At 63.2% G+C, this 23,473-nt stretch carries 30 protein-coding genes; 9 read left to right on the top strand and 21 right to left on the bottom strand.

Features of this window, described 5'->3' with window-relative positions; translation table 11 throughout:
• Positions 1 to 138 precede the first annotated feature (138 nt).
• The 5 genes from Q5H94_RS18020 (at position 139) to Q5H94_RS18000 (ending at position 4,810) form a co-directional block, all read left to right on the top strand.
• Complete coding sequence (locus Q5H94_RS18020) at positions 139 to 969, top strand: type IV toxin-antitoxin system AbiEi family antitoxin domain-containing protein (protein ID WP_179563573.1); 831 nt, start codon at positions 139 to 141, stop codon at positions 967 to 969.
• Positions 969 to 1,802, top strand: coding sequence for a nucleotidyl transferase AbiEii/AbiGii toxin family protein (locus Q5H94_RS18015; protein WP_179563572.1), 834 nt, complete (start codon positions 969 to 971; stop codon positions 1,800 to 1,802). Before Q5H94_RS18020 ends, Q5H94_RS18015 begins: the two co-directional genes overlap by 1 nt.
• 94 nt (positions 1,803 to 1,896) lie before the next feature.
• Positions 1,897 to 2,805, top strand: coding sequence for an ABC-three component system protein (locus tag Q5H94_RS18010; RefSeq protein WP_304562671.1), 909 nt, complete (start codon positions 1,897 to 1,899; stop codon positions 2,803 to 2,805).
• Positions 2,802 to 3,047 (top strand): ABC-three component system middle component 6, encoded by a 246-nt coding sequence (locus Q5H94_RS18005; protein ID WP_021243503.1) that lies wholly within the window; start codon positions 2,802 to 2,804, stop codon positions 3,045 to 3,047. Before Q5H94_RS18010 ends, Q5H94_RS18005 begins: the two co-directional genes overlap by 4 nt.
• Entirely contained in the window at positions 3,044 to 4,810 is a 1,767-nt protein-coding gene (locus Q5H94_RS18000) for an ABC-three component system protein (protein ID WP_304562670.1), read from the top strand. The genes Q5H94_RS18005 and Q5H94_RS18000 overlap by 4 nt, the downstream gene beginning before the upstream one ends.
• A 31-nt stretch (positions 4,811 to 4,841) precedes the next feature.
• On the opposite strand, the gene Q5H94_RS17995 is transcribed toward Q5H94_RS18000, so the two are convergent.
• The 6 genes from Q5H94_RS17995 to Q5H94_RS17970 form a co-directional block, all read right to left on the bottom strand.
• Positions 4,842 to 5,972 carry a relaxase/mobilization nuclease domain-containing protein gene (locus Q5H94_RS17995; RefSeq protein ID WP_304562669.1) on the bottom strand — a complete coding sequence of 377 codons (1,131 nt, stop codon included), beginning with the start codon at positions 5,970 to 5,972 and terminating at the stop codon, positions 4,842 to 4,844.
• A complete protein-coding gene (locus tag Q5H94_RS20480; RefSeq protein ID WP_341850120.1) occupies positions 5,965 to 6,312 on the bottom strand; it encodes a hypothetical protein in 348 nt (115 codons plus the stop codon). Before Q5H94_RS20480 ends, Q5H94_RS17995 begins: the two co-directional genes overlap by 8 nt.
• 485 nt (positions 6,313 to 6,797) lie before the next feature.
• The gene (locus tag Q5H94_RS17985; RefSeq protein ID WP_304562667.1) at positions 6,798 to 7,733 is read right to left on the bottom strand and encodes a ParB/RepB/Spo0J family partition protein; all 936 of its coding nucleotides are present in this window, start codon (positions 7,731 to 7,733) and stop codon (positions 6,798 to 6,800) included.
• Positions 7,733 to 8,497 carry a ParA family protein gene (locus Q5H94_RS17980; protein WP_341850121.1) on the bottom strand — a complete coding sequence of 255 codons (765 nt, stop codon included), beginning with the start codon at positions 8,495 to 8,497 and terminating at the stop codon, positions 7,733 to 7,735. Before Q5H94_RS17980 ends, Q5H94_RS17985 begins: the two co-directional genes overlap by 1 nt.
• A gap of 480 nt (positions 8,498 to 8,977) precedes the next feature.
• Positions 8,978 to 9,271, bottom strand: a complete 294-nt coding sequence (locus tag Q5H94_RS17975; RefSeq protein WP_304562665.1) for a DUF7673 family protein — start codon at positions 9,269 to 9,271, stop codon at positions 8,978 to 8,980.
• Positions 9,272 to 9,324: 53 nt separating this feature from the next.
• Positions 9,325 to 9,720, bottom strand: a complete 396-nt coding sequence (locus Q5H94_RS17970; RefSeq protein ID WP_304562664.1) for a DUF3768 domain-containing protein — start codon at positions 9,718 to 9,720, stop codon at positions 9,325 to 9,327.
• A 109-nt stretch (positions 9,721 to 9,829) separates the two neighbouring features.
• On the opposite strand from Q5H94_RS17970, the gene Q5H94_RS17965 reads away from it, so the two are divergent.
• Complete coding sequence (locus tag Q5H94_RS17965; protein WP_304562663.1) at positions 9,830 to 10,372, top strand: hypothetical protein; 543 nt, start codon at positions 9,830 to 9,832, stop codon at positions 10,370 to 10,372.
• Positions 10,373 to 10,482: 110 nt separating this feature from the next.
• On the opposite strand, the gene Q5H94_RS17960 is transcribed toward Q5H94_RS17965, so the two are convergent.
• The 3 genes from Q5H94_RS17960 to Q5H94_RS17950 form a co-directional block, all read right to left on the bottom strand.
• The gene (locus Q5H94_RS17960; protein WP_304562662.1) at positions 10,483 to 11,016 is read right to left on the bottom strand and encodes a hypothetical protein; all 534 of its coding nucleotides are present in this window, start codon (positions 11,014 to 11,016) and stop codon (positions 10,483 to 10,485) included.
• A 49-nt stretch (positions 11,017 to 11,065) separates the two neighbouring features.
• On the bottom strand, positions 11,066 to 11,230 hold the full coding sequence (locus Q5H94_RS17955; RefSeq protein ID WP_021243491.1) for a hypothetical protein: 165 nt from the start codon (positions 11,228 to 11,230) through the stop codon (positions 11,066 to 11,068).
• A gap of 467 nt (positions 11,231 to 11,697) precedes the next feature.
• A complete protein-coding gene (locus Q5H94_RS17950) occupies positions 11,698 to 11,934 on the bottom strand; it encodes a hypothetical protein (protein WP_304562661.1) in 237 nt (78 codons plus the stop codon).
• Between Q5H94_RS17950 and Q5H94_RS17945 the strand changes: the two genes are divergently transcribed.
• From Q5H94_RS17945 to Q5H94_RS17935, 3 genes are read left to right on the top strand one after another with little or no spacing between them, the layout of a single operon-like run.
• Positions 11,927 to 12,355, top strand: coding sequence for a thermonuclease family protein (locus Q5H94_RS17945; RefSeq protein ID WP_304562660.1), 429 nt, complete (start codon positions 11,927 to 11,929; stop codon positions 12,353 to 12,355). The genes Q5H94_RS17950 and Q5H94_RS17945 overlap by 8 nt on opposite strands.
• Entirely contained in the window at positions 12,333 to 13,118 is a 786-nt protein-coding gene (locus Q5H94_RS17940; protein WP_304562659.1) for a DUF6088 family protein, read from the top strand. Before Q5H94_RS17945 ends, Q5H94_RS17940 begins: the two co-directional genes overlap by 23 nt.
• The gene (locus Q5H94_RS17935) at positions 13,115 to 14,167 is read left to right on the top strand and encodes a nucleotidyl transferase AbiEii/AbiGii toxin family protein (RefSeq protein WP_304562658.1); all 1,053 of its coding nucleotides are present in this window, start codon (positions 13,115 to 13,117) and stop codon (positions 14,165 to 14,167) included. Before Q5H94_RS17940 ends, Q5H94_RS17935 begins: the two co-directional genes overlap by 4 nt.
• A gap of 302 nt (positions 14,168 to 14,469) precedes the next feature.
• On the opposite strand, the gene arsH is transcribed toward Q5H94_RS17935, so the two are convergent.
• The 12 genes from arsH to copM all read right to left on the bottom strand — a co-directional run bounded on the left by arsH (position 14,470) and on the right by copM (position 23,466).
• Complete coding sequence (arsH, locus tag Q5H94_RS17930) at positions 14,470 to 15,249, bottom strand: arsenical resistance protein ArsH (RefSeq protein ID WP_304562657.1); 780 nt, start codon at positions 15,247 to 15,249, stop codon at positions 14,470 to 14,472.
• Positions 15,246 to 16,313 carry an ACR3 family arsenite efflux transporter gene (gene arsB, locus Q5H94_RS17925; RefSeq protein WP_304562656.1) on the bottom strand — a complete coding sequence of 356 codons (1,068 nt, stop codon included), beginning with the start codon at positions 16,311 to 16,313 and terminating at the stop codon, positions 15,246 to 15,248. Before arsB ends, arsH begins: the two co-directional genes overlap by 4 nt.
• Entirely contained in the window at positions 16,310 to 16,846 is a 537-nt protein-coding gene (locus Q5H94_RS17920; RefSeq protein WP_304562655.1) for a GNAT family N-acetyltransferase, read from the bottom strand. Before Q5H94_RS17920 ends, arsB begins: the two co-directional genes overlap by 4 nt.
• Positions 16,847 to 16,849: 3 nt before the next feature.
• A complete protein-coding gene (gene arsC, locus Q5H94_RS17915) occupies positions 16,850 to 17,284 on the bottom strand; it encodes an arsenate reductase (glutaredoxin) (RefSeq protein ID WP_149523984.1) in 435 nt (144 codons plus the stop codon).
• Positions 17,281 to 17,802 (bottom strand): arsenate reductase ArsC, encoded by a 522-nt coding sequence (locus Q5H94_RS17910; RefSeq protein WP_304562654.1) that lies wholly within the window; start codon positions 17,800 to 17,802, stop codon positions 17,281 to 17,283. Before Q5H94_RS17910 ends, arsC begins: the two co-directional genes overlap by 4 nt.
• 11 nt (positions 17,803 to 17,813) lie before the next feature.
• On the bottom strand, positions 17,814 to 18,146 hold the full coding sequence (locus tag Q5H94_RS17905; protein WP_021243482.1) for an ArsR/SmtB family transcription factor: 333 nt from the start codon (positions 18,144 to 18,146) through the stop codon (positions 17,814 to 17,816).
• Positions 18,147 to 18,247: 101 nt separating this feature from the next.
• A complete protein-coding gene (locus tag Q5H94_RS17900) occupies positions 18,248 to 18,661 on the bottom strand; it encodes a single-stranded DNA-binding protein (protein ID WP_056366854.1) in 414 nt (137 codons plus the stop codon).
• 487 nt (positions 18,662 to 19,148) lie between these two features.
• Complete coding sequence (locus Q5H94_RS17895) at positions 19,149 to 19,778, bottom strand: hypothetical protein (RefSeq protein ID WP_304562653.1); 630 nt, start codon at positions 19,776 to 19,778, stop codon at positions 19,149 to 19,151.
• A 230-nt stretch (positions 19,779 to 20,008) separates the two neighbouring features.
• Entirely contained in the window at positions 20,009 to 20,956 is a 948-nt protein-coding gene (locus Q5H94_RS17890; protein ID WP_304562652.1) for a DUF2493 domain-containing protein, read from the bottom strand.
• A 243-nt stretch (positions 20,957 to 21,199) separates the two neighbouring features.
• Positions 21,200 to 21,529, bottom strand: a complete 330-nt coding sequence (locus Q5H94_RS17885; protein WP_304562651.1) for a hypothetical protein — start codon at positions 21,527 to 21,529, stop codon at positions 21,200 to 21,202.
• A gap of 138 nt (positions 21,530 to 21,667) precedes the next feature.
• Positions 21,668 to 23,101, bottom strand: a complete 1,434-nt coding sequence (locus Q5H94_RS17880) for a YncE family protein (protein WP_120694179.1) — start codon at positions 23,099 to 23,101, stop codon at positions 21,668 to 21,670.
• Positions 23,098 to 23,466 carry a CopM family metallochaperone gene (copM, locus tag Q5H94_RS17875; protein WP_120694178.1) on the bottom strand — a complete coding sequence of 123 codons (369 nt, stop codon included), beginning with the start codon at positions 23,464 to 23,466 and terminating at the stop codon, positions 23,098 to 23,100. The genes Q5H94_RS17880 and copM overlap by 4 nt, the downstream gene beginning before the upstream one ends.
• Positions 23,467 to 23,473 lie beyond the last annotated feature (7 nt).

The following is a 23,473-nucleotide window of genomic DNA, read 5'->3' as shown; positions in this document are numbered from 1 at the left end:
AAACCGCGAGCGGCCCGACCCAAGGCCTGTTGGATGTATACTGCCTGCGCGGACCGTCCCACTAAAGGCGACGATCTTGCCATATAATATAACCTCCGTTATATCGAACGCGCCGGACATCGCTCATAGAGGCTCAAATTGCGCGAAGGATATAATCTCAAGACGCTTGGACCTCGGGCCGCCCAGCTGATCGTCGAACTCAACGAACGCCGTCAGCCGATTTTTTCGCTTGCGGACGTCACCGAGATCACAGGTCTGAGCCCGTCATCGGCACGCAGCCTCGTCGCGAACACGGAAGCGCGCGGCATCGTCACGCGTCTCAAGCCTGGCCTCTACAATCTGGTGCCATTCGAGCGGGGCCGTGACACCGAGCATGTGAGCGATCCTTACCTCATTGCAAGGACACTGGTTGGCGATGCGGACTATTTCATCTCCCACGGCAGCGCCCTCGAGCTGCACCGCATGGTCACCCAACCGCAGTTGGCCATCATCGTCTCCTGCGCCAAACGGCTGCGCCCGCAGCACATTCACGGGTATGAGTTCCGCTTCGTCGACGTCAAACCGCAGGATTTCTTCGGTCTGACCGAGATCTGGATCACATCCGAGGAGCAGGTCAGGGTCAGCGATCCCGAGCGGACCATCATCGATGGTCTCGACCATCCGCAATATGTCGGTGGCGTCACGGAGGTCGCCAAGGGACTCTGGATGAAGCGCGATACACTGCGGGTCGAACTGATGATCGAATACGCGCTTCGCCTCGGCGTTGGCGCGGTGATCCGCCGCCTGGGCTATCTGCTGGAATTATACGAACTGGCCGACACAGCCGCATTGGAGCCGTTGCGCGCGCGGCTGACGCCGACCTATCAGCGCCTCGATCCCCTGTTTCCCAATGAGGGCAGGATGCTGGCCCGATGGCGCATCCGACTCAACGTCGAGCCCGACGAACTCGATATAATCCGGAGCAGCTGATGATTCCCCAGCGCGATCTCTCCCGTATCGCCAACGGCCTTCTCAAGCCTCGCGGCCGCCGCGTGCCCGAGGCGGTGATCGAACGCGACTATTGCCTGGCCTGGTTCCTGACCGGCCTGGCCCAGCATCCATTGCGCGAATTTTTCGCCTTCAAGGGCGGGACGGCATTGCGCCGCTGCTGGTTCGAGAATTACCGCTTTTCCGAGGATCTCGATTTTTCGTTGATCAAGCCGATCGACCTGGACGCGATACTCTCCGGCCTGAACGAGATCTTCGCCATCCTCGAGGCGGCTTCGGGGATCAACATGGCCTATGATCGGCCCGACCGGCATGGCCATCAGAACACCCACACCTTCTATCTGAGCTACAAAGGCCCCCTGCCCGCGCGCAGCGACGTGAAAGTCGATATCACGATCAATGAGGTGTTCTGCTTTCCACTGGCTGAGCGCCCGATCCTGCGGACCTTCGAGGAATTTGCCGACCTGCCGGAAGGCCCGACCATTCTGGCCTACAGCCTGGCGGAGATATTCATCGAGAAGCTGGCGGCCCTGTCGGACAAGGCCCGCACCGAGCCGCGCGATCTCTACGACCTTTGGAATTTGCTCGAGGAGCGTGATATTCGACCAGCGGAATATCTCGCCGAGTTCACCCAGAAGCTCGCCCTTCGGGAACGCATGCCCAATGGCGTGACCGCCGCGATCGCCGCCAAGGAAAAGCGTTTAGGCACGCTTTGGACGGGGCGGCTGCAGCAACAGATGAGCGATCTGCCGCCATTCGAAGGGGTGTTTCGCGAGGTTATGCGCGTTCTGCGCGAAGCCGACCTGCCGGAGTAGAGCGCGCCGTTCATCGCCCCAACGATGGGCGTAAATTAATAGATTTGCTTGCTGATTCTGCCAAAGGTTATGGTGGTCAAGTTCGGGGGATGAGTTGGACGACACGCAGCGCTTTGCCTATGGGCTCAAGTTCGAGAATGCCTTTCTGCGCGAGCGCGGCAAGGCGTTCGAGAGCCTGTTCGCCCGTATCATGGCGCATGCCTTTCCGGGCGATTTCCAACCCGTCCGTCCTTACGGTCCGAAAGGCGACCTGAAATGCGATGGCTTCCGGGCCAGCGATGGCACCGTGTTCCAATGCTATGCGCCCGATGCAATGAAACTCGAACCCCTCCTTGCCAAGGTCGATGAAGATTTCGCAGGCGCGCTCGTCCATTGGACGACAAAAATGCTGCGGTGGGAGTTTGTCCATAACGACAGCCGCGGCCTCCCGGCCGAGGCCGTCAAGAAACTCGCCGCGCTCAACGCCGCGAATCCGAACGTCGCCTTGGCCGTCTGCGGCGAAGCGGAATTGCGGCTGATCGCCATGTCGCTCGCGCTCCACCAGCTCGAAGATCTCTTTGGCGCCGTTCCATCGGGCCGTGTGCTGGAGAAGCTCGATTTCGAGGCGTTGCGGCCGGTGCTGCTGGCAATTCAACGGCAGGAACCGGACGCGGAACCATCGCTGGTGGCGCCATCGGCGGCAAAGCTCGAACGCAATGCCCTCTCCCAGGACGCAGCCGGGCTGCTGCGGCAGGGCCGCCGCCGGGAGCAGTTGGTCGAAGCCTTTTTTGCCGGCTGGCCTGATCCCGACCTCGGCGAAGAGATCGCACAAGCGTTCCGGGTGCGCTATCAGGCCCTGAAGGCGGTCGGGCTATCACCGGACGATATCTTCGGCGAGCTTCAAGCTTTCGCGGGGGGTATGACCGGAGAACCAGCGCGCCAAGGTGCGGTGCTCGCTGTGCTTTCCTACTTTTTTGAACGTTGTGACATCTTTGAGGACGCGATTCGAATCGACGCGATATGATTCTACCGACCAAACATATCCGGCCCGATCGGGCGCTCCTGGCGGTTGGTGCCGACGTGCTCGGCTGCCTTCGCGAGCCGATGACCGTCTCGCGTCTCTGGGATGAGATACGCATTTCTCGCAGCGATCGGGCGGTGTCGGCACCGATCAATTATGACTGGTTCGTGCTGGCGCTCGACCTGCTGTTTATCGTGAAGGCCGTGCAGTTCGATCGTGGTCTGGTCCAAAAGACCGTTTCATGATCCACGGCCTTTCCAGCGACCTTCCGAGCTTCAAGAGCTTGGCCTTCCGGCCCGGGCTGAACATCCTGCTCGCTGACAAGAGCGATGGGGCGACCGATCGGCAGTCCCGCAACGGCGCCGGCAAAACCAGCCTTGTCGAGCTGATCCACTTCCTGTTCGGCACCAATGCCGACAAGGACAGCATTTTCCGCTCCGATGAACTGGCGGGCTTCAGCTTCGAGGCCCGCGTCGATATCGGACCGACGCTCGTCGATGTCGCGCGATCCGGCACCAAGCCATCCCGCATCCGATTGCAGGGCGACACATCCGATTGGCCGATCGCCCCGTCTCTCGAAGCCAAGACCGGCGATCTGGTGATCAGCAACGAAAATTGGCGCGCTGCATTGGGCGCGCTGCTTTTCCGCCTGAACCCGGATGTGGACGACGAAGCAAACGGTCGCTTTCGGCCGAGCTTTCGATCTCTATTCTCTTATTTCGTGCGGCGGCAGAATAGCGGCGGGTTCGCGTCGCCCACACAGCAATCCTCGATGCAGCAGGCTTGGGATCAACAGGTAGCGATCAGTTATCTCCTGGGCCTCGACGCGAGCGTGCCGCAACAGTTTCAGGAGGTCCGCACGCGAGAGCGTGCGATGGCGGAGTTGCGCAAGGCGGCGAAGGACGGCAGTCTCGGCCGTTATTTCGGCACGGCGGCTGATCTCCGGACCCGCATGACGATCGCCGAAGCCCGTGCCAGAAGGATGCGCGAGCAACTCGACACCTTCAATGTCGTTCCCGAATATTCGGGGATGGAGCAGGAGGCTTCGCAGATCACGCGAGAGATTTCGACACTCAGCGACGACAATACCGCAGATCGGGAACTGATCCTACAGCTGCGCGCGGCGATCGACAGCGAGCTTCCGCCGGCGACGACCAGCCTGGACCGCCTCTATCGCGAAGCCGGTGTCGTGCTGCCGGGATCGGTCGGTCGCCGCTTCGAGGAAGTGGAAGAGTTTCACCAGGCGATCGTGCAAAATCGACGATCGCACCTGACGTCCGAGGTCCAGGCCGCGGAAGATCGTATCTGCACGCGCGATCGTGCGCGCGAAACCCTTGATGGCCGTCGTCGGCAGCTGATGGGCATCCTCCAATCCGGCGGCGCGTTGGAACATTATGCAGCGCTCCAGCAGGAAGCCGGTCGCGCGGAGGCGGACGCCGAAGGACTGAGACAACGCCTCACGACGGCGGAGCAGATCGAAAGCACGAAAGCCGAACTCGACATCGAGCGCGCGCGGCTCCTGAAGACGCTTCAGGACGATCATCACGAGCGCCAGAGCATCATCGAGGAAGCGATCCTCGTGTTCGAGGATCTGTCCAACGCGCTTTACGAAAAAGCCGGGAGCCTGACGGTCAGCGCCACGCCCAACGGTCCCCAGGTCGATATTCGTATCGATGCCCAGCGCAGCAAGGGCATCACCAACATGCAGATATTCTGCTTCGATCTCATGCTGGCCGAACTGACCGCCCGCCGGGGCATGGGGCCGGGTTTCCTGGTTCACGACAGTCATCTCTTTGACGGGGTCGACGAACGGCAGGTGGCCAAAGCGTTGCAGCTCGGCGCCGATCATGCTGCCGCGGTCGGATTCCAATACATCGTCACGATGAATTCGGATGCTTTGCCGAAAGACGGCTTTCGTGACGGCTTTGATGTTAGTGCCTATGTGCTCGACACCAAGCTGACCGACGCAACCGAAACCGGCGGGCTATTCGGACTGCGCTTTAACTGAAGTACGCCCCTACCCCAACTTATCCACATCTTTAGCGCTCGCGATCAGGGGGCTTGCGTTTATCTTTGTCCGACTCAGCCGAGGGCAAAGCATCTGATTTACGGCTGCGGCTGTCCGCTGCCGCCGAACTCCGATCGGCGATCATGATCTCCCGCGCGCGCTCCAACCGCCGCGACACCGCCGCCGGCATATCGGCCACGAACCCTGCGATATCCTCTGCCAGCGCGCGATCCTCGTCCTTCCCGGTCGCCGCCAGCGCTGCCGCGGCCTCAGCGTAAGCCCCCCGGATCTGCTTCTGGCGGCCGAGCGCCAGCACGTCCTCCACCCGACGCTCCGGATTCTGTGACCGTGCGAACGCCTGCGCCCGCTCCTCGATCAGCCGGTTGAGATCCAAATCCCTCCCCTGCCCCGCTGTCCTTGCCTCCAGATGGTGCGCCGGCGAGCGAACCCGCTTCTGAACATGGCCGCGCGCACGGCGCGGCGTCGCTTCGGCGGCGATACCGCGTTGACGCAACTCATGGGCGAAGCTCTCGCGCCAATGATGAAGGTCGGCCTTGCGCGGATTGAACCGCGTCCCGTCCGCACCCTGGGTCGCGACGGTCAGATGGACATGGGGGTGAGCGGTGTCGGTGTGGAGCGCTACCATATAGCTGAACTGCCCTTCGAACTCGACGCGCGCGAACGCCTGGACGGCATCATGGATGGTCGCGGCATCGGTCGTACCGCCGGGCATCGACAACACCATCGACATCGAGGTCGGTCGCTCCTTGCCATGAAGGTTCATCGCCTGATCGAGCATGTCCCAATCGGCTGCGATCGCCTTCAAGCGCTTTTCGTCGGTGATGATCTCGCCTTCGCTGCTGCGAACCTCGAGCTTCCCATGCCGCGATATATACCCAAAATGTTCGGCGAGGTGCCTGGCCCCACGCTGCTTGCCCGAGATCTTGACCATGACCTCGGGCGCCTTGCGCACGATGCGCTCAAGCTTGGCGCGTGCCTCGGCCGGCGACAACATCGGCGCGGCGGCGCTCCCGCTCCTCCCCTTGCCACCCGAGCGGATCCGCAGCGTCCCCCCGCGCAGGCTGCGCTTGCCCCCGGTCGGCGGTCGCCAGGCTTCCATCAGACTGGGGAGCGGCAGGACGCCATCATCATCCTCAGTCATCGGGCGTATCCCAATAGCTCAGGTCACCTTTGAGAGCGTGGCCAAGCGCGCGCAGCTGGTCGGCCACCTCGTCGCGGAAGGATGCCACCCGCGCAGCCTCGCGCGCCAGGTCGAGCCGCGAATCCACCATGGTCGCGGCATGAAGGGCATGGACCGCCTGGTTGAGATTGATGCCGATCCGGTTGAGCTCGCGCCAGGACTGCGCGATCTGTACCCGGTCGGCGCGCGGTGGAAGCGGATGTGAATGAAGCCGCCGACGCAACAGCATCACGAGCCATTCGGTCCGCTTTAGCCCGCGCGCGTCGGCCGCGGCATCGAGCTCCACGATATCCTCGCGCATGAGTCGAAGCTGCAGCCGGTCAGTCGTGCGGGTCCGGGCCGCAGCCGTCTCACTCGACCTGTCCCCGGCGTCCTCTAGCGCATCGTCAATCAGCTTGCGCAGGAGCGCTGAGCGACCGCCGGCGGCAGTCGCCCTAGCATCGAAGCGCGCCGCGAGATCATCGGGCAGACGGAGGCCAAAAAACGCCACACCCCATTGCTATTGTTTAACAATGACGGCGCCAAGCCTATCCGGCCCTCACCTAAAACCACTCGTCTTATAGTCTGCTCAAACAGACTCTGCCCATCTTCAAGCCGGGTTTCTCATCCAATCTGACATCTACAAAAAAGCAGAATATTTCCGAGCGATCCAATCCGCCCGATCCGCGAAAATGAAGACAGCCGCGCCCCTGAAGAAGGGGCGCGGCTGCCAAAACTGTCTGAAAAGCTCGATCGTTTCTACGCGGAGTGAGGGGTGAATGAGTGAGCGCCCGCCCCGCCGATGGTTTACCCCATAACGATATCGGCAACGGGCGCTTCGATCTCCTCGCCGTCGTCGAACACCACACGGACTCGCTCGGGCAGGATCAAACGTCCTGTCCGCCCGTCCAGGGTCACCCGAACCGCATCGAGGGGCTTGGGCTGCAAAGACACCTCTGCGCCGAACATCGACCGCAGGCCCGCACCGGCACGCACCGACCTTCTCGGCACAGCGCGCTCGGTTCCCTGCCCATTCAACAGGGCAGGCACGTCACGTAACCCGGTATCAGGCGGAACCTCGGTTGCCTTGAGCCCTGCGATAAACCGGCCGCCCTCGGCCAAGGTCACGCTTTCATCGCCGAGCCGCTCGACATAGGCGCGCACCGCGTCGCCATGAGTGCGGGCAGCACGATGGAGGTCGTAGAGCAGCCGAATTGGCATCTGATCGATCGCTGCTCGCAACCAGGGCGCCATATCGGCACAGGCGGCATAGAGCGACACGAACTGCTTCGAGCGGCCGAGCGCGCGGGCGATCTCCGCCTGGGTGACGCCGGCGGCCAGCATCCGTTCGATGCCGGTCGCGAGATCATGCGGGGTCAGGCCCGCGCGCTGGTCATTCTCGACGATCTGATCGGCGAGCGTGTCGGCCCGGTTCACCACCGCCATCACGATCGCCGGAATAGTCTCGCGCCCGGCAAGGCGCGATGCCCGAAAGCGCCGCTCGCCGACGCGGATGACATGAAGCCCGTCCCCATTTTTCGGGGCGACGATGATCGGCTGCAGGACGCCGCGCGCGGCGATCGAAGCGGCAAGATCCTTGAGCTCCGTCTCGTCGAACACGCGCCGTGGGTTTTCGGGGTCGGCGATGATCCAGTCGAGCGGCAGATCCTCGACGCGCCGCGCGCTGTCGTGGAGACCGACAAGCAGCCCGAACTCTTCGGCGCGCTGATCGAACTTGCCCATCACGCCGCACTCAGGCGACGGTCATCCATCCGGCGAACGATTTCGGCCAGGATCGGTCGGATTTCGTCGGCCGCCGCTTTCGCGCCGCTGCCTGTTTCGCGCCAGACCGGATGATGCTGTTCGGCCGAATGCTTGTAGGTCGGTCGCGCCTTGATGAACGCGGGAAACATCAGTTTCTCGCCGACGGCGCGGGCGAGCTTGACCGCATTGTCCATTTCGCGCCGGTCGAACGGATTGACCATCGAGGGCAACAGCCCGAGAAAATCGACCTTGCGCCCGCCTCTCGCCCCTTCCGCTTTTTTGAGCGCTGTGAGCAGCATCTTGGCGCACTCGATCGAATCCTCGGCGACCTGGACCGGCGCGATCACCGCGTCGGCCACCGCCATCGCGCTCAAGGTGAGCTCATCCCATTTGGGACCGGTGTCGATGACGATATGATCGAAATGGGCAACAAGCGCGGGAAACCGGCCGAGGAAGTCGCGGACATCCGCGGCTGCCTTAACCATCTGCAGGCGCGGATCAGCGGCGAAAACCGTGATGCCTGGCGCATCGCTCAGGTCGAGCCGCGCCTCGGGATCGAACAGGTCCGCTGCGAACCACCCGGTCCGCTCGCTGGCGAGGCGGCGGGTGGAACTGCCCTGCGGATCGAGGTCGAGAAACGCGACCCGGTTGCCGGCTTGCTCGGCAAGATACCAGGCAAGGTGCGTTGCGAGAAAGGTCTTGCCGACCCCGCCCTTGAGGAGGCTGACGACGATCGTTCGCATCGCCGCCGCGCCGTCAGGATTCATAGTCTTCGGGACCATCGCGCAGGTTGCGCTCATAATGCTCGCGCGACGACCGGTCGCCGCCCCCGCCGATGCCGGGTCCGACGTAACGGAACAGGTAAACGGTGATGACGAAGCAGGCGAATGCGAACAGCAACGCATGGTCTGGATGACGCGAAAAATAATCGGCCACGGCGGGTCTCCTTGGCATGTTCCAGGGAAACCGGTCGGTCCCCTCACCGCGCAGCAAAACGCGGCCGCTCTCGCCGCGCAGCCTCCCCTCTCGTGCCGGGGAGCAAGACCCGGTGGGCGTCAGGCGGCACCGGCGATAGTCTGCTCAAGCAGACTTTTCGGCCATCCCCCCGGTCAGGGGGATGGCCGGTGTCACAATCGTTCGGTGAGACATTGTGCGCAGCCCGGCGCCCATGTCAGCGGGCGCGGTTGGCGCGACGCGATCAGCGCTCGCGGCTGACGCCTTGATCAGTCGGCGACCTCACGCAACCGCCACTGGTGGACCAGGGCGACGATCTTGTCCTCATAGCCGAGCTGGTCGGGATAGATCGCGCCGTGATGACCGCCCAGATAGACGAACACGATGGCCATGTCGGCCGCAACGGCGTGGTCGACGCCGAACAGGTCGGCAAGATCGAACCCGCCATTGTCCTGCGCATTCCACCAGGCGAGCAGGAAGTTGGCGGCGCGGCGCGCTTGCCCCGTGTCCGAGGCGGCCAGATCGAAAAGCCGGTCGAGGGCTTGGATGACAGGCTCGCTCATCTGCGAATCCTTTCGGTAAAAGGTGGCCCCGACAGGGTCGGGGCCATGATAGCTCAATATTCGTGGGTGAGAAGCAGCGTCAGCACGCGGGTGGTGACGTCCGGATCGGTCGGATCGGGCGATCCATAGGTCAGCGCGCGATCATAATAGTCGATCTTCCAGTACAGGGTTTCGCCGGCAAATTCGAAGCGCCCGAAATCACGCTCGCCATGGGGATCGACGTCGGGACCAAAGGCGTCATAGTCGCGCACGGTGCGCAGCAATTCGGCGCGACGCTGGAACCCGCGAAACAGGCTGGTATCGCCGATCAAGTCGGCGACCCCGGCGGTCATGACCACCTGGTTGACGCCCGGGCTATGGATGGACTGGCGCAGGGCATCATTGAGCCGCGCGATGGTCGCGACGCGCTGGTCTGCGGATACGGCTTTGTCATTCTGGGGGTCGGCCATGACGTTCGACGTCCTCATCTGTGTCAGACCCCGCCGATCGGGGCCTTTCGACAGGCGACCGGACCGCCGGGGCATAGCGCGCCCGCGCACCCGCAGGGTCGCAACGGATGTGGAGAAGCCCGGCATCGGGCTTGCGCTGGCAAGTGCCGCGGCGAGGACGCCAAGCCAGAAAGGAACCATCGGTGCAGCGGTGATAGGGAAAATGGAACGGCATGGCCGACTTTTCGGACGTGCTGCTGGACGCGCGACTAAGGGCTTCGCTATTCCCTCGATCATGACAGACACCGCCCGGATCATTGCCCTCTGGCCACGCTGGACATTGAGCGTGGGCGTGATGCAGCGGCTGCAGATCCAGGTTCGCACCCAGTGCCGCCGCTGCGGCGCCCTGATGCGCGCCGATCTGGACGATCTGGTCGCCCGCCATGGCGCAAGTGCGTCGCTGATCGATCGCCAGGAGCGATGCCGCATGGTCGCGTGCGATGGCGCGACCTTCTACCTTGCCGCCCGGCGGCATGGCGAACCGTGGCGAATCCTGCTCGATGCCGCGACGCTGCGCGACGGCCTGAGCCTGTGCCCGCCAGCGCATCTCGCCCATGGGCGACCAGCCCCTGTCGCGAATGCCGCAGACCTGCTCATTCCAGGGCGTCGTTGACGGCCTGCCCCACGGCAGGGATCGTGACCCGCATGGGCCGAGACCCGGCACGGGACTCGGGGCGTTTCGCCTAGAGCCCGGTCCGGCGCAGCCGGAGCCGCCCTCCCCGCTCAAGCCCCCTTTGCATCATCCAGATCACCGAACAAACGCAGCAATATCTCGTCCAGGCTGGCGACCTTCTCGAACCTGGATATCCGCACCTTGCGGTGGTTCGGCCGCTCATTTTTCTCCCCCTCCGATGTCCCCTTGCTATGTTTGGCGACGGCAAACGGACTGATGTCCGGCAAAGGCTCGCCTGGCCCCGCGCCGAACCACAGATAATGGTCGAAGAGGAGGTCCGGCGTCACCACGATCCAGATGACGCATCCGCTCGGCTTCCCCATCAGCTTGAGGCTGATCTTGACCTCATCGGTCTTGCCACCGACGATTTTGGTCTTGAACTGGATGTGGCGGGTCACGCGGCCGCGGGCCATGACCAGATCATAGCCGCCCGCGTCGAATTCGGAGCGCAGCACCTCGACGTCGGTCACGCCCCGTTGCCATAGGCGGCGCAGCGCGTCCCCGACGAAGACATGCTCCACGATGCGTTCACGCAGGGTCGAGTGGATGAAATGCGGGCTCGCTTCCTCGGTAAGATCGTCCAATCAGCGCTCGCACAATAAGGGCGGGGGCGAACGCCCCCGCCTGAAGGTTTCAGCTGAACGGATCATATTCATTGATGACCGCGACGTCGCCATCGAACTCGTCGGCGGTGATGACCGCGAACTGCGTACCGATCCCGATGACCATCGTTGCAATCATGAGGGTTCTGGAGAGGCCGAGCGCGTGGAGGCGGGCGATCTTGATGTCGGTGAACATATCGAGGCTCCTTGCCAAGCCGGCGGGTTCATCCCCGCTCGACTGGCGCCCGATGTGTTCGGCCGGTGGCCGCGATCACTTTTTTGCCAACGGCCAAAAAGCCGTAGCGCAAGCGACCGGACCCTTTACGGGTCGATCGCATAAGGCCGCCGGCCGGAACAAGGATTGCGCCTCAAAGAGCGGGTGGACCCGCCTGACGCCAGAATTTGGGCTTCGCACCGACCTTTCTAGAATGTCTCCAGGGTCGGCTCTTGCGCAGATCGCGCGGTCTTGGGCAGGATGCTGGAGAGCTCATCCATCGAATAAGGTTTGTTGAGCAGTGCGAACCCGCTGGCTCCTTCGTCGGCCAGGACATGGCTATAGCCGCTTGCCAAGATGATCGGCAGGCCGGGATAGAGGGTGGCCTCTTGCCGTATGTTCTTTTTTTGTTCTATGTTTCTCTCATGCTCCGAGTCGATGAAGATAGCCTAGCCCTCCATCTCGAGGTGTCGCTCGCAACCGCCGAGCCGGCACTGGTGACGGATATTCGCTGCGGTGACGCGGCCGCACGGCGGCGTGCGGTAGCGCAACTGGCCCGGCATCTGGCGGTCCGTTTGCGCTGCTATGATATTCTCGCCGACGAGCCCGCCGCGATAGCGGGGACATTGCCGCTCTTCCCCGACGCATGACGAACAGCTTGTCCCGATCCCATCGCTGATGCTCATAGCCTTGCTTCTGGCTGTCGCGACCGTCCCCGCCGGGCAGATGTTCGCCTGCACGCCCATCAGGGTGTGGGACGGTGACGGACCGGTCTGGTGCCGGGAGGGACCACGGATTCGGCTTGGCGGAATAGCGGCACGCGAAATCGACGGCTCATGCCGGCGGGGACAACCCTGCCCGCGCGCCAGCGGCATTGCCGCGCGGGACGCGCTGGTCCGATTGCTTGGCGGCGCCAGGGGCCGAAGCGGCACCGGCCATATCCTTGTCACTGGCCCGAGGCTCCAATGCCGGTCAACCGGCAACGCGAAAGGGGATCGCACCGGGGCCTGGTGTTCTGCACCGGGGATCGGCGACCTGAGTTGCGCGATGATCGCGACGGGCACAGTGCTACGATGGCAGCGCTATGCGGCAGGCCATTGCCGCTGACAGGGCGCAAAAGGCAGACCGAAAAGTGGTGTCCGAAATCTGCCTACAAATTTCGGACGGTTTTGATTTACTCTTGTCCGAAATTTGTATAGATATTTCGGACATGGCCACTGATGCTCCCGACCTCAAAGCCGCCATTCTCCAGCGGATCGACGCGCGCGCGCCCAAAGCGGTCTGGACGCCTGGGGATTTCCTTGACCTCGGCAGCCGCGATGCCGTCGACAAGACACTGCAACGCCTGGTGACCGCCGACATGCTCCGCCGGATCGACCGCGGCCTCTACGACAAGCCAGGGCGCAACAGCCTGACCCAACAAAGCAGCCCGCCTGATCCGCGCGAGGTCATCGATGCGGTCGCCCGCCGCGATCAGATCCGGGTGCTGGTCGACGGCATGACCGCCGCCAATGATCTGGGCCTCACCAATGCAGTCCCGGCCAAGATCGTCGTTCATACCGATGCGCGGCTCAAGACAATCCATCTCGGCCATCTCACCATCAGCTTCCGCCTGACCGCCGCCAGCAAACTCTTCTGGGCGGGGCGGCCCGCGATGCGTATCGTCCAGGCCCTCCATTGGCTGCGCGATACGATGGGCGGTGACAGTCAGGACGATGCCATGGTCCACCGGCGGCTCAGGACGCTGCTGCATGACTCCCGACAGGGCAAAACCCTGCGCGACGATCTGGCCGATGGCCTGTCGACATTGCCGGCATGGATGCAGGCGTATCTCAAGCCGATGCTGGCCAGCCAGGCATCGGCCGCATGATGAATCCTGACTATGACCGGATCATCAGCGCAGACGATGAGACCCGTCTCGGCCTGTTCACCACGACCGCCCAACGCATCGGCACCACGCCCCAGAATGTCGAGAAGGACTTCTGGGTCTGCTGGACGCTCGACGCCTTGTTCAACGGATTGCCGCCAGGTCCACGCCTCCTGTTCAAGGGCGGCACCTCGCTGTCTAAGGGCTTTGGGCTCATCCGGCGCTTCTCCGAGGATATCGACGTCACCGTCTTTCGCGACGATCTCGGGCAGACCGCCTCGATCGCCGAACTCGAGGCGATGAGCGGAAAGAAACGGCAAGCCGCGCTCGACGCAATCCGCGAAGCCTGCGAGGCGCATATCCAGGGACCGCTGCACGACCAGCTCGCCACGCTCGTTGGCGAAGCCGCAGACCGCCTGAACATCGCCATCGGGCAATGGCGCGTCGAACCGGACCCCGAGGACGCGCAGGCGCTTTATCTACGCTATCCCACGGTCACGCCTGTCGACGCCTATGTCGGCAAGGCGGTGAAGATCGAGTCTGGCGCGAAGTCCGCGCTCGATCCCCACGCATTACATACGGTCCGGCCCTATCTCGAAAACGACGTGCCGGGGATCGATCTGGCCATCACCAATATCACGATCGTCGATGCGGAACGGACGTTCTGGGACAAGGTGGTCATCCTCCACGGCCTGCGGCGCTGGTTCGAGATCCGCGGCGTCCTGCGCGGCAACGGGCAGCGCGTGTCGCGCCATTATTATGACCTCCATGAGCTGCTGCAATCCGACGCGGGCAAGCGCGCGCTGGCTGATCCGGCGCTTGGACGTGATTGCGTCGCCCATGCCAGGCTGTTCTTCAACCGGCCCGCCTTCGATCTCGCGACCGCCGTGCCTGGAAGCTTCGCGCTGTGCCCCGAGGGCGACATGGTCGATGATTTGCGCCGTGACTATCGCGCGATGACCGGCATGATCTTCGGCGCGGCGCCCGCATTCGACGATGTCGTCGAAAACATTGCTGCGCTCCAGAACGCCCTGAACGCATCGGCATCCTGACCGAATTCTATACGAACGCCAAGGCGCCGACAGCTATGACCAGGCCAACGCCCGCGATCAGCGCCGCCCGCCAATAGGCAGCTTCGAGATGGGCACAGCAGCCAAAGAAGGTGCCGCCCACGATCGCGGCAGCGGCGACAAGCCGTGCAGCGAGATCGGCCCCAGTCAGAAAAGCACTGCCAGGCGTGTTTCACAGCAATAGGACCGCCCCCATTCCCACAAATGGAATGCCGATGATGCCCAAAAGCACTTGGCTGACCAGTCGTAGGATGGGGACTGATGGTCTGCCGCATGCCAATGGCTCATCCCCGTATGGTTTGGGGCGCTATCGCGATCGACGAGAGATCGTTCGATGGGTCTACAGGAATGCCCGCTTCGCTCCGTTCGGAATAGCGATCGACGAGTTGATCCGCATGCGGCCGCAGCAGGACGGTAAAGCGTACAAGCTCCTCGACCACATCGACGATGCGATCATAATAGCTCGACGGCTTCATGCGGCCGCCATCGTCAAATTCGGCGAACGCCTTGGCCACGCTCGACTGGTTGGGGATCGTGAACATGCGCATCCACCGGCCAAGGATGCGCAGTGTGTTGACGCTGTTGAAGGATTGCGAACCCGCGCTAACCTGCATCACAGCGAGGGTCCGCCCCTGCGTCGGGCGCATGCCCTGATACGCCAGAGGCAGATGGTCGATCTGGGCCTTCATGATACCGGTGATCTGCCCGTGCCGTTCCGGGCTGCACCAGATCTGCCCTTCCGACCACAAGGAATGCGCTCGTAATTCGGCAACGGCCGGGTGGTCGTCCCCTTCGACCTGGTCTGGAAGCGGCAGATCAGAAGGATCGAATATCCGCGTTTCACATCCGAAAAACTGGAGCAGCCGCGCAGATTCTTCCACCACAAGCCGCGAGTAGGATCGCTCCCGCAAGCTGCCATAGAGGAGAAGAATGCGCGGCGGCGGATCGTTCGGGCCGAGACCAAGCGCGGGCCTCGGGCGGGCAAATGCCATCTTCAGAGCCGGTAGATAATCCGGCTCGGACAGCTGGCGCAGGCGTTCAAAGGCCATGAGGTCCTCGTTCATCGGCCTTGCTCGGGCACGGTATCGGGAAACCAGCGGCGACCGAACCAGAAGGCGACATTCACCAGCAGGATCAGCACTGGCACCTCCACCAGTGGGCCGATGACGGCTGCGAAAGCGACCGGGGACGCCAGCCCGAAAGCGGCGATCGCGACGGCAATGGCCAGCTCGAAATTATTACCCGCAGCCGTGAAAGCCACCGCCGTCGTGCGTGGATAGTCGCTGGCGATCAGCTTGCCCATGAAGAAGCTGATCGAGAACTGGACAACGAAATAGATCGTCAGCGGGATGGCGATACGGACGGCATCCCCCGGGAGCGTAACGATCTCGCTGCCCTTCAGGCTGAACATCGCAACGATCGTGAACAGGAGGGCGATGAGCGTGACCGGACCGATCTTCGGGAGGAATACGCCCTCGTACCAGTCGCGCCCTTTGGCCGCGACGAGACCCTTCCGGGTCAGATATCCCGCGAGGAAAGGAATACCCAGGTAGACCGCGACCGCTTGCGCGATGATCCAGAAGCTGACGTCGATGACGCTGCCCTCCAGCCCGAACAAAGGCGGCAGGAAGGCGAGGAAGAACCAGGCATAGAGGCTGAAGAACAGGATCTGGAAGATCGAATTGAACGCCACCAGCGCCGCGACATATTGATTGTCGCCCTTGGCAAGCTGGTTCCAGACGATGACCATCGCGATGCATCGGGCCAGCCCGATCAAGATGAGACCTGTCATATAAGCTGGCTCGGCGCGCAGGAAGATGACGGCCAGAAGGAACATCAGCACCGGGCCGATGATCCAATTCTGGACAAGCGATATCGCCAGCACCCGCTTGTTCTCGAAGACGCGCGGCAGCTCCTCATAGCGAACCTTGGCCAGCGGTGGATACATCATCATGATGAGACCAATCGCAATCGGTATATTCGTGGTGCCCCAGGACAGGCCGTTGATCGCGGCAGGTAGACCCTCGATGCTCGTGCCAAGGCCTACGCCCAGGACCATCGCCAGAAAAATCCACAAGGTGAGATAGCGATCGAGAAAGGATAGCCGTGGTCGACGGGTCTGGGTCATTGCGGTTCCTTGAGCGGTGGGGCGGCGTCACCGACGCCCAGCGCGATCTGCATGTAGATGGTGTCGAGCCAGCGTCCGAACTTGCGTCCCACCGACCGCATCGTGCCGGCATGTTCGAAGCCGAGCTTGGCATGGAGGGCGACCGATGCCGCTTCACCCCCGCCGATGACGGCAATCATCTGGCGAAATCCTGCCACCTCGGCCTGTGCCAGCAGAGCAGCAAGCAGCGCCTTTCCGACACCTCGGCGCTGATGCCCGGGATCGATATAAATCGAGTTCTCACAGCTCGATGCATAGGCAGGCCGATCGCGAAACTGCGTGGCATAAGCATAGCCGACAACATGGCCGCCCTGCTGGGCGGCGAGGAAGGGCCAGCCTTTCGCCAAGCATGCGTCAATCTTGGCTTCGGTCTCCATCAACGAGCGCGGGCTGGTATCGAAGCTGGCGGTGCCCTCCCGGACATGATGGGCGTAGATGGCGGCGATCGCCGGCGCGTCGGCGAGGACCGCCGGCCGGACCGTGAACGCTGCCATCGTTCAGCCTGCTGTGACGCGGTTGCCGGCAGCGTCGACGACCTGCTCGCCGTCTTCCTTGGCGAAAGCACCGCGTTGGGCCGCGGGGATGAGTTCCAGCACCGCTTCGGAAGGGCGGCAGAGCTTGACGCCGAGCGGCGAGACCACGAGCGGACGGTTGATGAGGATGGGATGGGCCATCATTGCGTCGATCAGCGCCGCATCGGAAAGACCTTCATCGCCCAGGCCGAGGTCCGCAAAGGGCGTGCCCTTCTCGCGCAACAAGGCGCGCGCACCGATCCCGGCGCGTGCGATCAGGCTTTCCAGCTGACTGCGTGAAGGCGGCGTCTTCAGATATTCGACCACATGCGGTTCGATCCCGGCATTGCGGATCATCGCGAGCGCGTTGCGCGATGTCCCGCATTCGGGATTGTGGTAGATGATGATGTCCACGGTCATTCACTCGCCTCCGCCTTGGCGCTCGCGCCTTCGCCCTGTCCGATGTCCTTGAGCTTGCGCCGCATCGCCATGTCATCGAGGCTCGAGATCGGGAGCGCCAGAAACAGCGCAATGCGATTTTGCAAATAGCGCAGCGCCTGCAGGAAGGCCTCGCGTTGCCCCTCGCCCTCGATCGCGGCAGGGTCTTCAATGCCCCAATGCGCTGTCATGGGATGGCCGATCCATACCGGACAGGTCTCACCGGCTGCATTGTCGCAGACCGTGAAGATGAAATCGAACTGCGGCGCACCGGCACCGGCAAACTCATCCCAGCTCTTGGACCGCATATCGGTGGTATCGAAGCCGAGCCCCTGAAGCACCGACAATGCCATTGGGTGGACCTGCTCCTTTGGCTGGCTCCCGGCGCTATAGGCCCTGAAACGCCCCTCGCCGAGCTTGTTCATGACCGCTTCGCCAAGGATGGAACGCGCCGAGTTTCCGGTACACAGGAACAGGACATTATAAATATGGTCGGGCATACAGGGCTCCGTCAGCAGCAGGGAACAAGCTCGGCGATCAGCGGCTCGCACAGTTCCGCCCTGCCCCCGCAGCAATCCTTGACCAGGAACAGGGTCAGCGCCTTGAGCTGATCGAGGTCGGCGCGGTAGATGATCTGGCGACTGTGGCGCTCGGCACGGATCAGGCCCGCACGCGCAAGCCCGGCCAGATGCGACGACATCGTATTCTGGGGGATATTGAGCTGGCGGGCGACTTCGCCCGCGGCCAGGCCATCGGGCTCATGACGCACCAGCAAGCGAAACGCATCGAGGCGAGTGCCTTGGGCAAGCGCCGCCAGTGCGCTGATAGCAGAATCATTGTCCATATATCGATAATATTGGATATATGGATTTCTGACAAGCCCAGCAGAGGAATGCCGACACAGCAAAAGGCCCGGTGGTTGCTGCCACCGGGCCTTCGCGGGTTTCAGAAGGGAATTTCGTCGTCATCGACCGAGCTGTCATTGCCGCCCTGGTCGCCACTGGCGGGCTTGGCGCGGGTGAGGAAGGTCACCTCGTCGGCGATGATCTCGACGCCGTACCGCTCGATATTCTCGTTGTCGGTCCAGCGGGTGTAGTGGATGCGGCCGCGCACCATCACCTTCATCCCCTTGTCGACATATTGTTCGACGGTCTTGCCGACGCCGTTGAAGCAGGTGATCCGGTGCCATTCGGTATCTTCGATCCGCCGGCCATTGTCGTCCTTGACGATCTTGCCGTTGCTGTCGCGCTTGGGCCGCGAGGTCGCGAGGCTGAAGTGGGTGATCTTGGTGCCGCCCTGGGTGGTGCGGGCTTCCGGCGTGGCGCCGACATTGCCGGCGAGGATGACGAGGTTCTGCATGTCGAGGTTCCTTTTTTGGGTGCCGAAGGGACCGTCCCTTCGACTGACCCCCGAAAAAGGCGGGCATGGGCGCTGCTTCCACCGGAGCGCGTCAGCCGCGCAGGGGAACTCCGACACAAGGGGTGGTGCGGGCAGCCGTGGCACACGGCAACTCGGCCCGAAGGGGAGCGGGTTGGAAGGACCGAACGACCGACTTAGGGATCAGGGCAAAAAGAAGGAATGGTGGCTTTGGTTCTATGAACCCAGGAACCGGTGCAGAAACCTTCCCCTATCGCCGCGGCATGTCCCCCGGGCAGAGACCCCACAACCGGCCGTCAGCGCTTTTCCCACCTTGGACTCTCGTCCGCAGCGAAGCGACGGCAACGCTCACGGCAACAGACATAATGGCCGTCTGACGCACGGTACGCTTCAGGCCCGCCCATCCCTGGCTTCATGGGAATGGCGAGCGCCTTTTCGAACCGCGCACAGGATGATGCGGTGTGCGCCGTCACGCGATCTGCGCTCGGATCACGGCAAGGAGACGATCGACGCAGTGAGAGGCGTCGGCCATATCGAAGGGTGATGCTCCGGCCCGGAACAAGGCGTCGATCTGGTGGCGGCGATAGGCCGGCGAAAGGATCGCGGCGAGTTCCGGCAATTCCGGAGGCAGGCCTGACAGGCCCGCCTCCATCGCAAGCGCCAGGGCCTTTTCGAGGTCATGCCGAATATGGACACGGTTCCAGTCGTCGGCATAGCCGGCCTTCATCAGAAAGGCTTTGAGGCCGAGTTCGATCGCGATCGCCAGCGAATGTGCGGCACTCGCGGGGGCGATCTCCACGCTACCCGCCGCACCCCGGGCAAATCCCACAGCATTCGCCATGAAAGTGCCGACCAGCGCCGGATCGGCGATCCCGGCGAAACGGCGCGCGGCGTCATCGAGCGTTGCGGCAGGAAGCCCGATCAACCAGCGCGGCCCTGCGATATTGCGCAGATGGCGCAGATGCGCCGAACCCGGTTCATCGGCGTCGGTGCCGGCCGACCAGCGTAGCAGCAGCGCGGCCTTCCAGCAGCGCCCGTGACGCTGCCGGAACGCCAGCAGAGCGCGCAGTTCCTCATCATGCAAATCGCGCATCATCATCATCTCTCTCTAGTTCGTGGTAGGGCGGCAGCCGGCGCAGCGTCGGCAACGCGGTTGGCTGGTGGACTCTGAACCGCGCCCCGGCCGCCAAAACGGCCGACGGGTTCCAGTGCTATTCATCGACGTCAAAAAGGGCCTCGGCGCCCTCCCCTCTCACCTGCGGGGATTTCCAGGGGACGACGGTAAGCACAGCGAAAAAAGGGCCGCCGGAAAACCGGCGGCCCGCGGCTTCAGCCCGCAGAGCGACGGGCAGCTGAAGGAGGGCTTCCCAATGGGCCGCGGCGATCAACGACACGCAGTCCCCGAGCCTTGGCTTCGATGACAAGCCGCTCCGTCACGCCGTTGCCCTGGAAGGCGACCACGAACCGCGGCTTGAGCGAGAGCATCTGCTCGTTGCGACGGAAGCCCGCACGATCTCCGAGTTTGCGATCGAGACCGAACCGCACCTGCTGGATGCCATTCTGCTCGGCCCAGGATGCTGCAAGCCGCTCGATACCCTTCATATCGCCGCCGTGTACGAGATACATGTCGCCGACATGGGCGCGAACCTTGTTGAGGGTGGCCAGCAGGTTATCGGCGAACGTCTTCATATCGTCGTCGTTGGCGAAGGTGAGGCGGCCACCGGCGAACACAACGGGCGTACCCTGCGCGGTGTTGGCGTTCAGAGCCCGCTCGCGGCGAGCTCGCAGGAAGGCATGGCCATCGACGATCCCGGCGGTGACCCCGAGCGAAATGCGGTTGCCGGACGATGGCACCCACGATCTCCCGGTCTCCCGGATATAGTGGGCGGCGGCGACATCGCGCATGATCTCGAAGGCACCAGCGGATTCTTCGACCTTCTTGGCGAGATCGATCTTCTCCTCAAGATTGGCCGTGCTTATTTCGGAGCCGTCCTGTTCGGCGAGGAGAAGGCGGATGTCGTCGGTCAACCGATCGACCAGCCCGTGTTTCTTGGTGGCGGCGCGGTGGAAGAGGTTCACCAGGCCCCAGCCCAGGTCTTCGATGTCGCGCTCCAGCGCGGTGTTTCCCATCGTCGTGAAGAGATCGCTCCAGATTGCGGTGACGGTCTGCTCCAGCGCCTCGGTTGGTGGCGGCGCCATGCCACTGAGGTCTTCAGCGCGGGGTTCGAGGTGCCCTAGCTCCAGTGCCGCGAGTGCGGCTGCAAGCGATGTGGACATGATAGCGAGCCTTTCTGTCTGTGCCGGCGGCCTCTCCGCCGGATGCGCATCCTCCGGGCGATCGCAAAAGAGGGGCTGGCACCGAGGCACAGCCGAGGGAAACTCGCGAACAAGGGGTGGTGCGGGCAGCCGTGGCACACGGCAACTCGGCCCGCCGTTCGCGGGTTGCCAGCGCCTCGCGGGCGCCCATATGCGGCATCCTCTGGCGGGGAGGTGTCGACACAGACCGGTTTCGCGTTGCCCTCAGCTTCTGCCGTCGATCCGGAACGGGGGTATTTCCAATTCCGCCGCTGCGAGATGCGACAGCACCGCCGCGTAGCTGCCGAGACCGCGCACCGTTTCCGCCGAGATCAGGATCTCGTCATCGTCCGAGGCGCTGAAACGCCGAACGGTCGTGCCGTCAAAGACCAACCGCTCCGGGCCGAACGCCCCAACAGCGCCGCCAGCCCAGCGGGCGAAGACAAGGGCATGATCGACACAGAAAGTCTCGATCGCCTCGAACCGGCCCAAGGCAACATCATGGACGGCCAGGGTAAGCGTCCGGATCCCCTGGACAGGCAAAATCTGGGACAAAGCCGTCGTTAGCAGGTCAGACGGCGTCCGTCGGCTTTCGGTAAACGCGGACGTTCGATGAGCTTCCCTTCAGAGACGTGGGAGCCAAAGAGCAAGAAACGCCGCTGCGTTCAATTCGTAGCCAGCAGCGCGCGGGCTTCAATGGGCTTGTTTCTGCACTACCGCGCCCTGCGAATCCGGATCACCTGTACGAATGACCAAATAACGACGCTCGGCCGGGGCAGCATCCGCGACAATCTGGCGGATCGGCCCGACGGCGTTGACGATGGCGGCGCCGGCCGGATTGGTCATGAATTTGGCAAGAGGTTGAATCGCACCCGTCCCGTCTGCTTTGGTCGCCAGTCCAAGCGTGAACGGTTGCTTTGACGGCAGGCCCGCGACGGCGGCCTGCAGGATCTGGACCTGCCCCTGATCGAACAAAGTGACCTGGCTCTGGCCCTGGCCTGACAGGGTCAACTGGACCTTGCCGCTGGCCATATCGAGCGGGACCAGATTGGCCATGCCGTCGCCCGAAGGCACCGCGCCCGGCACATAGGCGACGCCCTGCGGCCCCTGACCGATAGGGATGGTCGTGAGCAGGCGGTTGGTCGCAGTATCGATGACCGCAACGCCGTCGCCATTCTCCAGCCCAACATAGATGCGGGTGCCGTCGCCCGAAGGCCATAACCCGTGCGGCAGCGCGCCGACCGGGACGGCGGCGACCTGCTCGAAAGTATCGGTCCGGAACACCTTGACGATATTCTGCGTGCCGACCGTCACATAGGCGAACTGTCCGCGCGACGTGCGGGCGATGTTGACGTGATTGGTGATGGCGCCGGTGTCGATCGTCTTAAGGACAGCGAACGGCGGCTTGGCATCGAACACCATCACCTTGCCGACATCTTTGAGCGTCAGCCAGACCTGCCTGCCATCGGGGGTCGCGGCGATGTCGGGGCAGAAGGGGCTAGCTTGGGCGACACGTCCGACAATCTTCTTGGCTTTGGTGTCGATTACGACCGTCTCGGGCGAGAAGCTCGAGCAAACGTACCCGTATTTGCCGTCGGGCGAGAAGATCGTCATGCCCGGGCCGTTCGGGACGGTGATGCGCGTGGCAGGTTCGAACGTCTTGCCATCGAGCACCTGGATATAGTCCTCGCCGCGAACGCTGACCCAGACCTCGCGCCCGTCGGGACGGAAGAACGCCTCGTGCGGCGAGCGGCCGACATAGGCGGTGTGCTTGACCGCGTTGGTGGCCGTATCGATGAAGGTCACCGAGTTCGACCCGATCGAGATCACCGCCAGCGTCCTGCCATCGGGTGAGAAGCCCATGCCGTGGACCAGAAGCTGACCCTTGTAGAGTGGGCTCAGATTGGCGGGCGTCAGATCGCCGAGCTTGATGACGCCGAGCAGCCGGTTGGTTGACGGGTCGATGACCGATACCGTGTTGGAAAACTGGTCCGAAGTATAGAAGCGGTCCTGCGAACTGATCGGCCGGTCGGGCGTCGCATTGGGCACCTGCTGCGCGGATGCGGTGTTTGCAAGCAGGCCGAGGGCGGACATGGCGAACGCCGTCTTGAGGTGATTCATAATCATTTTCCGTCTCCCTGATGCTGGTGAGGCACACTCGGCGGTGCGCCCTTCTCGGCAAGGATCGCCTGCATGACCTCGATCTCCTGACGCTGTTCAACGATGATGCCCTGCGCGAGACGGCGCAGGCGTTCGTCCTTGCCGTAGCGCAGCTGCGCCTGTGCCATCTCGATCGCGCCCTGGTGATGCGGGATCATCATCGCCGCGAAGTCGCGGTCCGGATCGCCGGACGGCGCGACCATCATCTCATGGTGCATCTGCTCCATCGCGGCGGCCATGTCGGTGGCGAAGTCCTGCGGCGCCGCTGCGAGCGCGCCTGCAGATGCCGCGAGGCCGAGGCCGGCAAGACCCAGTATCAGTTTCAAGCGCATGCCCCTT

It is taken from the genome of Sphingomonas immobilis, from assembly GCF_030580995.1.
Classification (GTDB): domain Bacteria; phylum Pseudomonadota; class Alphaproteobacteria; order Sphingomonadales; family Sphingomonadaceae; genus Sphingomonas; species Sphingomonas immobilis.
Note: the sequence above shows the minus strand (reverse complement) of the source record. Positions and strands in the feature narration are given on the sequence as shown.

What these genes read in the sequence shown, in the direction of transcription:
- Q5H94_RS18015 (WP_179563572.1), top strand. Translation starts at nt 969, where the DNA reads ATGATTCCCCAGCGCGATCTCTCCCGTATCGCCAACGGCCTTCTCAAG.
- Q5H94_RS18005 (WP_021243503.1), top strand. Translation starts at nt 2,802, where the DNA reads ATGATTCTACCGACCAAACATATCCGGCCCGATCGGGCGCTCCTGGCG.
- Q5H94_RS18000 (WP_304562670.1), top strand. Translation starts at nt 3,044, where the DNA reads ATGATCCACGGCCTTTCCAGCGACCTTCCGAGCTTCAAGAGCTTGGCC.
- Q5H94_RS17995 (WP_304562669.1), bottom strand. Translation starts at nt 5,972, where the DNA reads ATGACTGAGGATGATGATGGCGTCCTGCCGCTCCCCAGTCTGATGGAA.
- Q5H94_RS20480 (WP_341850120.1), bottom strand. Translation starts at nt 6,312, where the DNA reads ATGCGCGAGGATATCGTGGAGCTCGATGCCGCGGCCGACGCGCGCGGG.
- Q5H94_RS17985 (WP_304562667.1), bottom strand. Translation starts at nt 7,733, where the DNA reads ATGGGCAAGTTCGATCAGCGCGCCGAAGAGTTCGGGCTGCTTGTCGGT.
- Q5H94_RS17980 (WP_341850121.1), bottom strand. Translation starts at nt 8,497, where the DNA reads ATGCGAACGATCGTCGTCAGCCTCCTCAAGGGCGGGGTCGGCAAGACC.
- Q5H94_RS17975 (WP_304562665.1), bottom strand. Translation starts at nt 9,271, where the DNA reads ATGAGCGAGCCTGTCATCCAAGCCCTCGACCGGCTTTTCGATCTGGCC.
- Q5H94_RS17970 (WP_304562664.1), bottom strand. Translation starts at nt 9,720, where the DNA reads ATGGCCGACCCCCAGAATGACAAAGCCGTATCCGCAGACCAGCGCGTC.
- Q5H94_RS17955 (WP_021243491.1), bottom strand. Translation starts at nt 11,230, where the DNA reads ATGTTCACCGACATCAAGATCGCCCGCCTCCACGCGCTCGGCCTCTCC.
- Q5H94_RS17945 (WP_304562660.1), top strand. Translation starts at nt 11,927, where the DNA reads ATGCTCATAGCCTTGCTTCTGGCTGTCGCGACCGTCCCCGCCGGGCAG.
- Q5H94_RS17950 (WP_304562661.1), bottom strand. Translation starts at nt 11,934, where the DNA reads ATGAGCATCAGCGATGGGATCGGGACAAGCTGTTCGTCATGCGTCGGG.
- Q5H94_RS17940 (WP_304562659.1), top strand. Translation starts at nt 12,333, where the DNA reads ATGCGGCAGGCCATTGCCGCTGACAGGGCGCAAAAGGCAGACCGAAAA.
- Q5H94_RS17935 (WP_304562658.1), top strand. Translation starts at nt 13,115, where the DNA reads ATGATGAATCCTGACTATGACCGGATCATCAGCGCAGACGATGAGACC.
- arsH (WP_304562657.1), bottom strand. Translation starts at nt 15,249, where the DNA reads ATGAACGAGGACCTCATGGCCTTTGAACGCCTGCGCCAGCTGTCCGAG.
- arsB (WP_304562656.1), bottom strand. Translation starts at nt 16,313, where the DNA reads ATGACCCAGACCCGTCGACCACGGCTATCCTTTCTCGATCGCTATCTC.
- Q5H94_RS17920 (WP_304562655.1), bottom strand. Translation starts at nt 16,846, where the DNA reads ATGGCAGCGTTCACGGTCCGGCCGGCGGTCCTCGCCGACGCGCCGGCG.
- arsC (WP_149523984.1), bottom strand. Translation starts at nt 17,284, where the DNA reads ATGACCGTGGACATCATCATCTACCACAATCCCGAATGCGGGACATCG.
- Q5H94_RS17910 (WP_304562654.1), bottom strand. Translation starts at nt 17,802, where the DNA reads ATGCCCGACCATATTTATAATGTCCTGTTCCTGTGTACCGGAAACTCG.
- Q5H94_RS17905 (WP_021243482.1), bottom strand. Translation starts at nt 18,146, where the DNA reads ATGGACAATGATTCTGCTATCAGCGCACTGGCGGCGCTTGCCCAAGGC.
- Q5H94_RS17900 (WP_056366854.1), bottom strand. Translation starts at nt 18,661, where the DNA reads ATGCAGAACCTCGTCATCCTCGCCGGCAATGTCGGCGCCACGCCGGAA.
- Q5H94_RS17895 (WP_304562653.1), bottom strand. Translation starts at nt 19,778, where the DNA reads ATGATGATGCGCGATTTGCATGATGAGGAACTGCGCGCTCTGCTGGCG.
- Q5H94_RS17890 (WP_304562652.1), bottom strand. Translation starts at nt 20,956, where the DNA reads ATGTCCACATCGCTTGCAGCCGCACTCGCGGCACTGGAGCTAGGGCAC.
- Q5H94_RS17880 (WP_120694179.1), bottom strand. Translation starts at nt 23,101, where the DNA reads ATGATTATGAATCACCTCAAGACGGCGTTCGCCATGTCCGCCCTCGGC.
- copM (WP_120694178.1), bottom strand. Translation starts at nt 23,466, where the DNA reads ATGCGCTTGAAACTGATACTGGGTCTTGCCGGCCTCGGCCTCGCGGCA.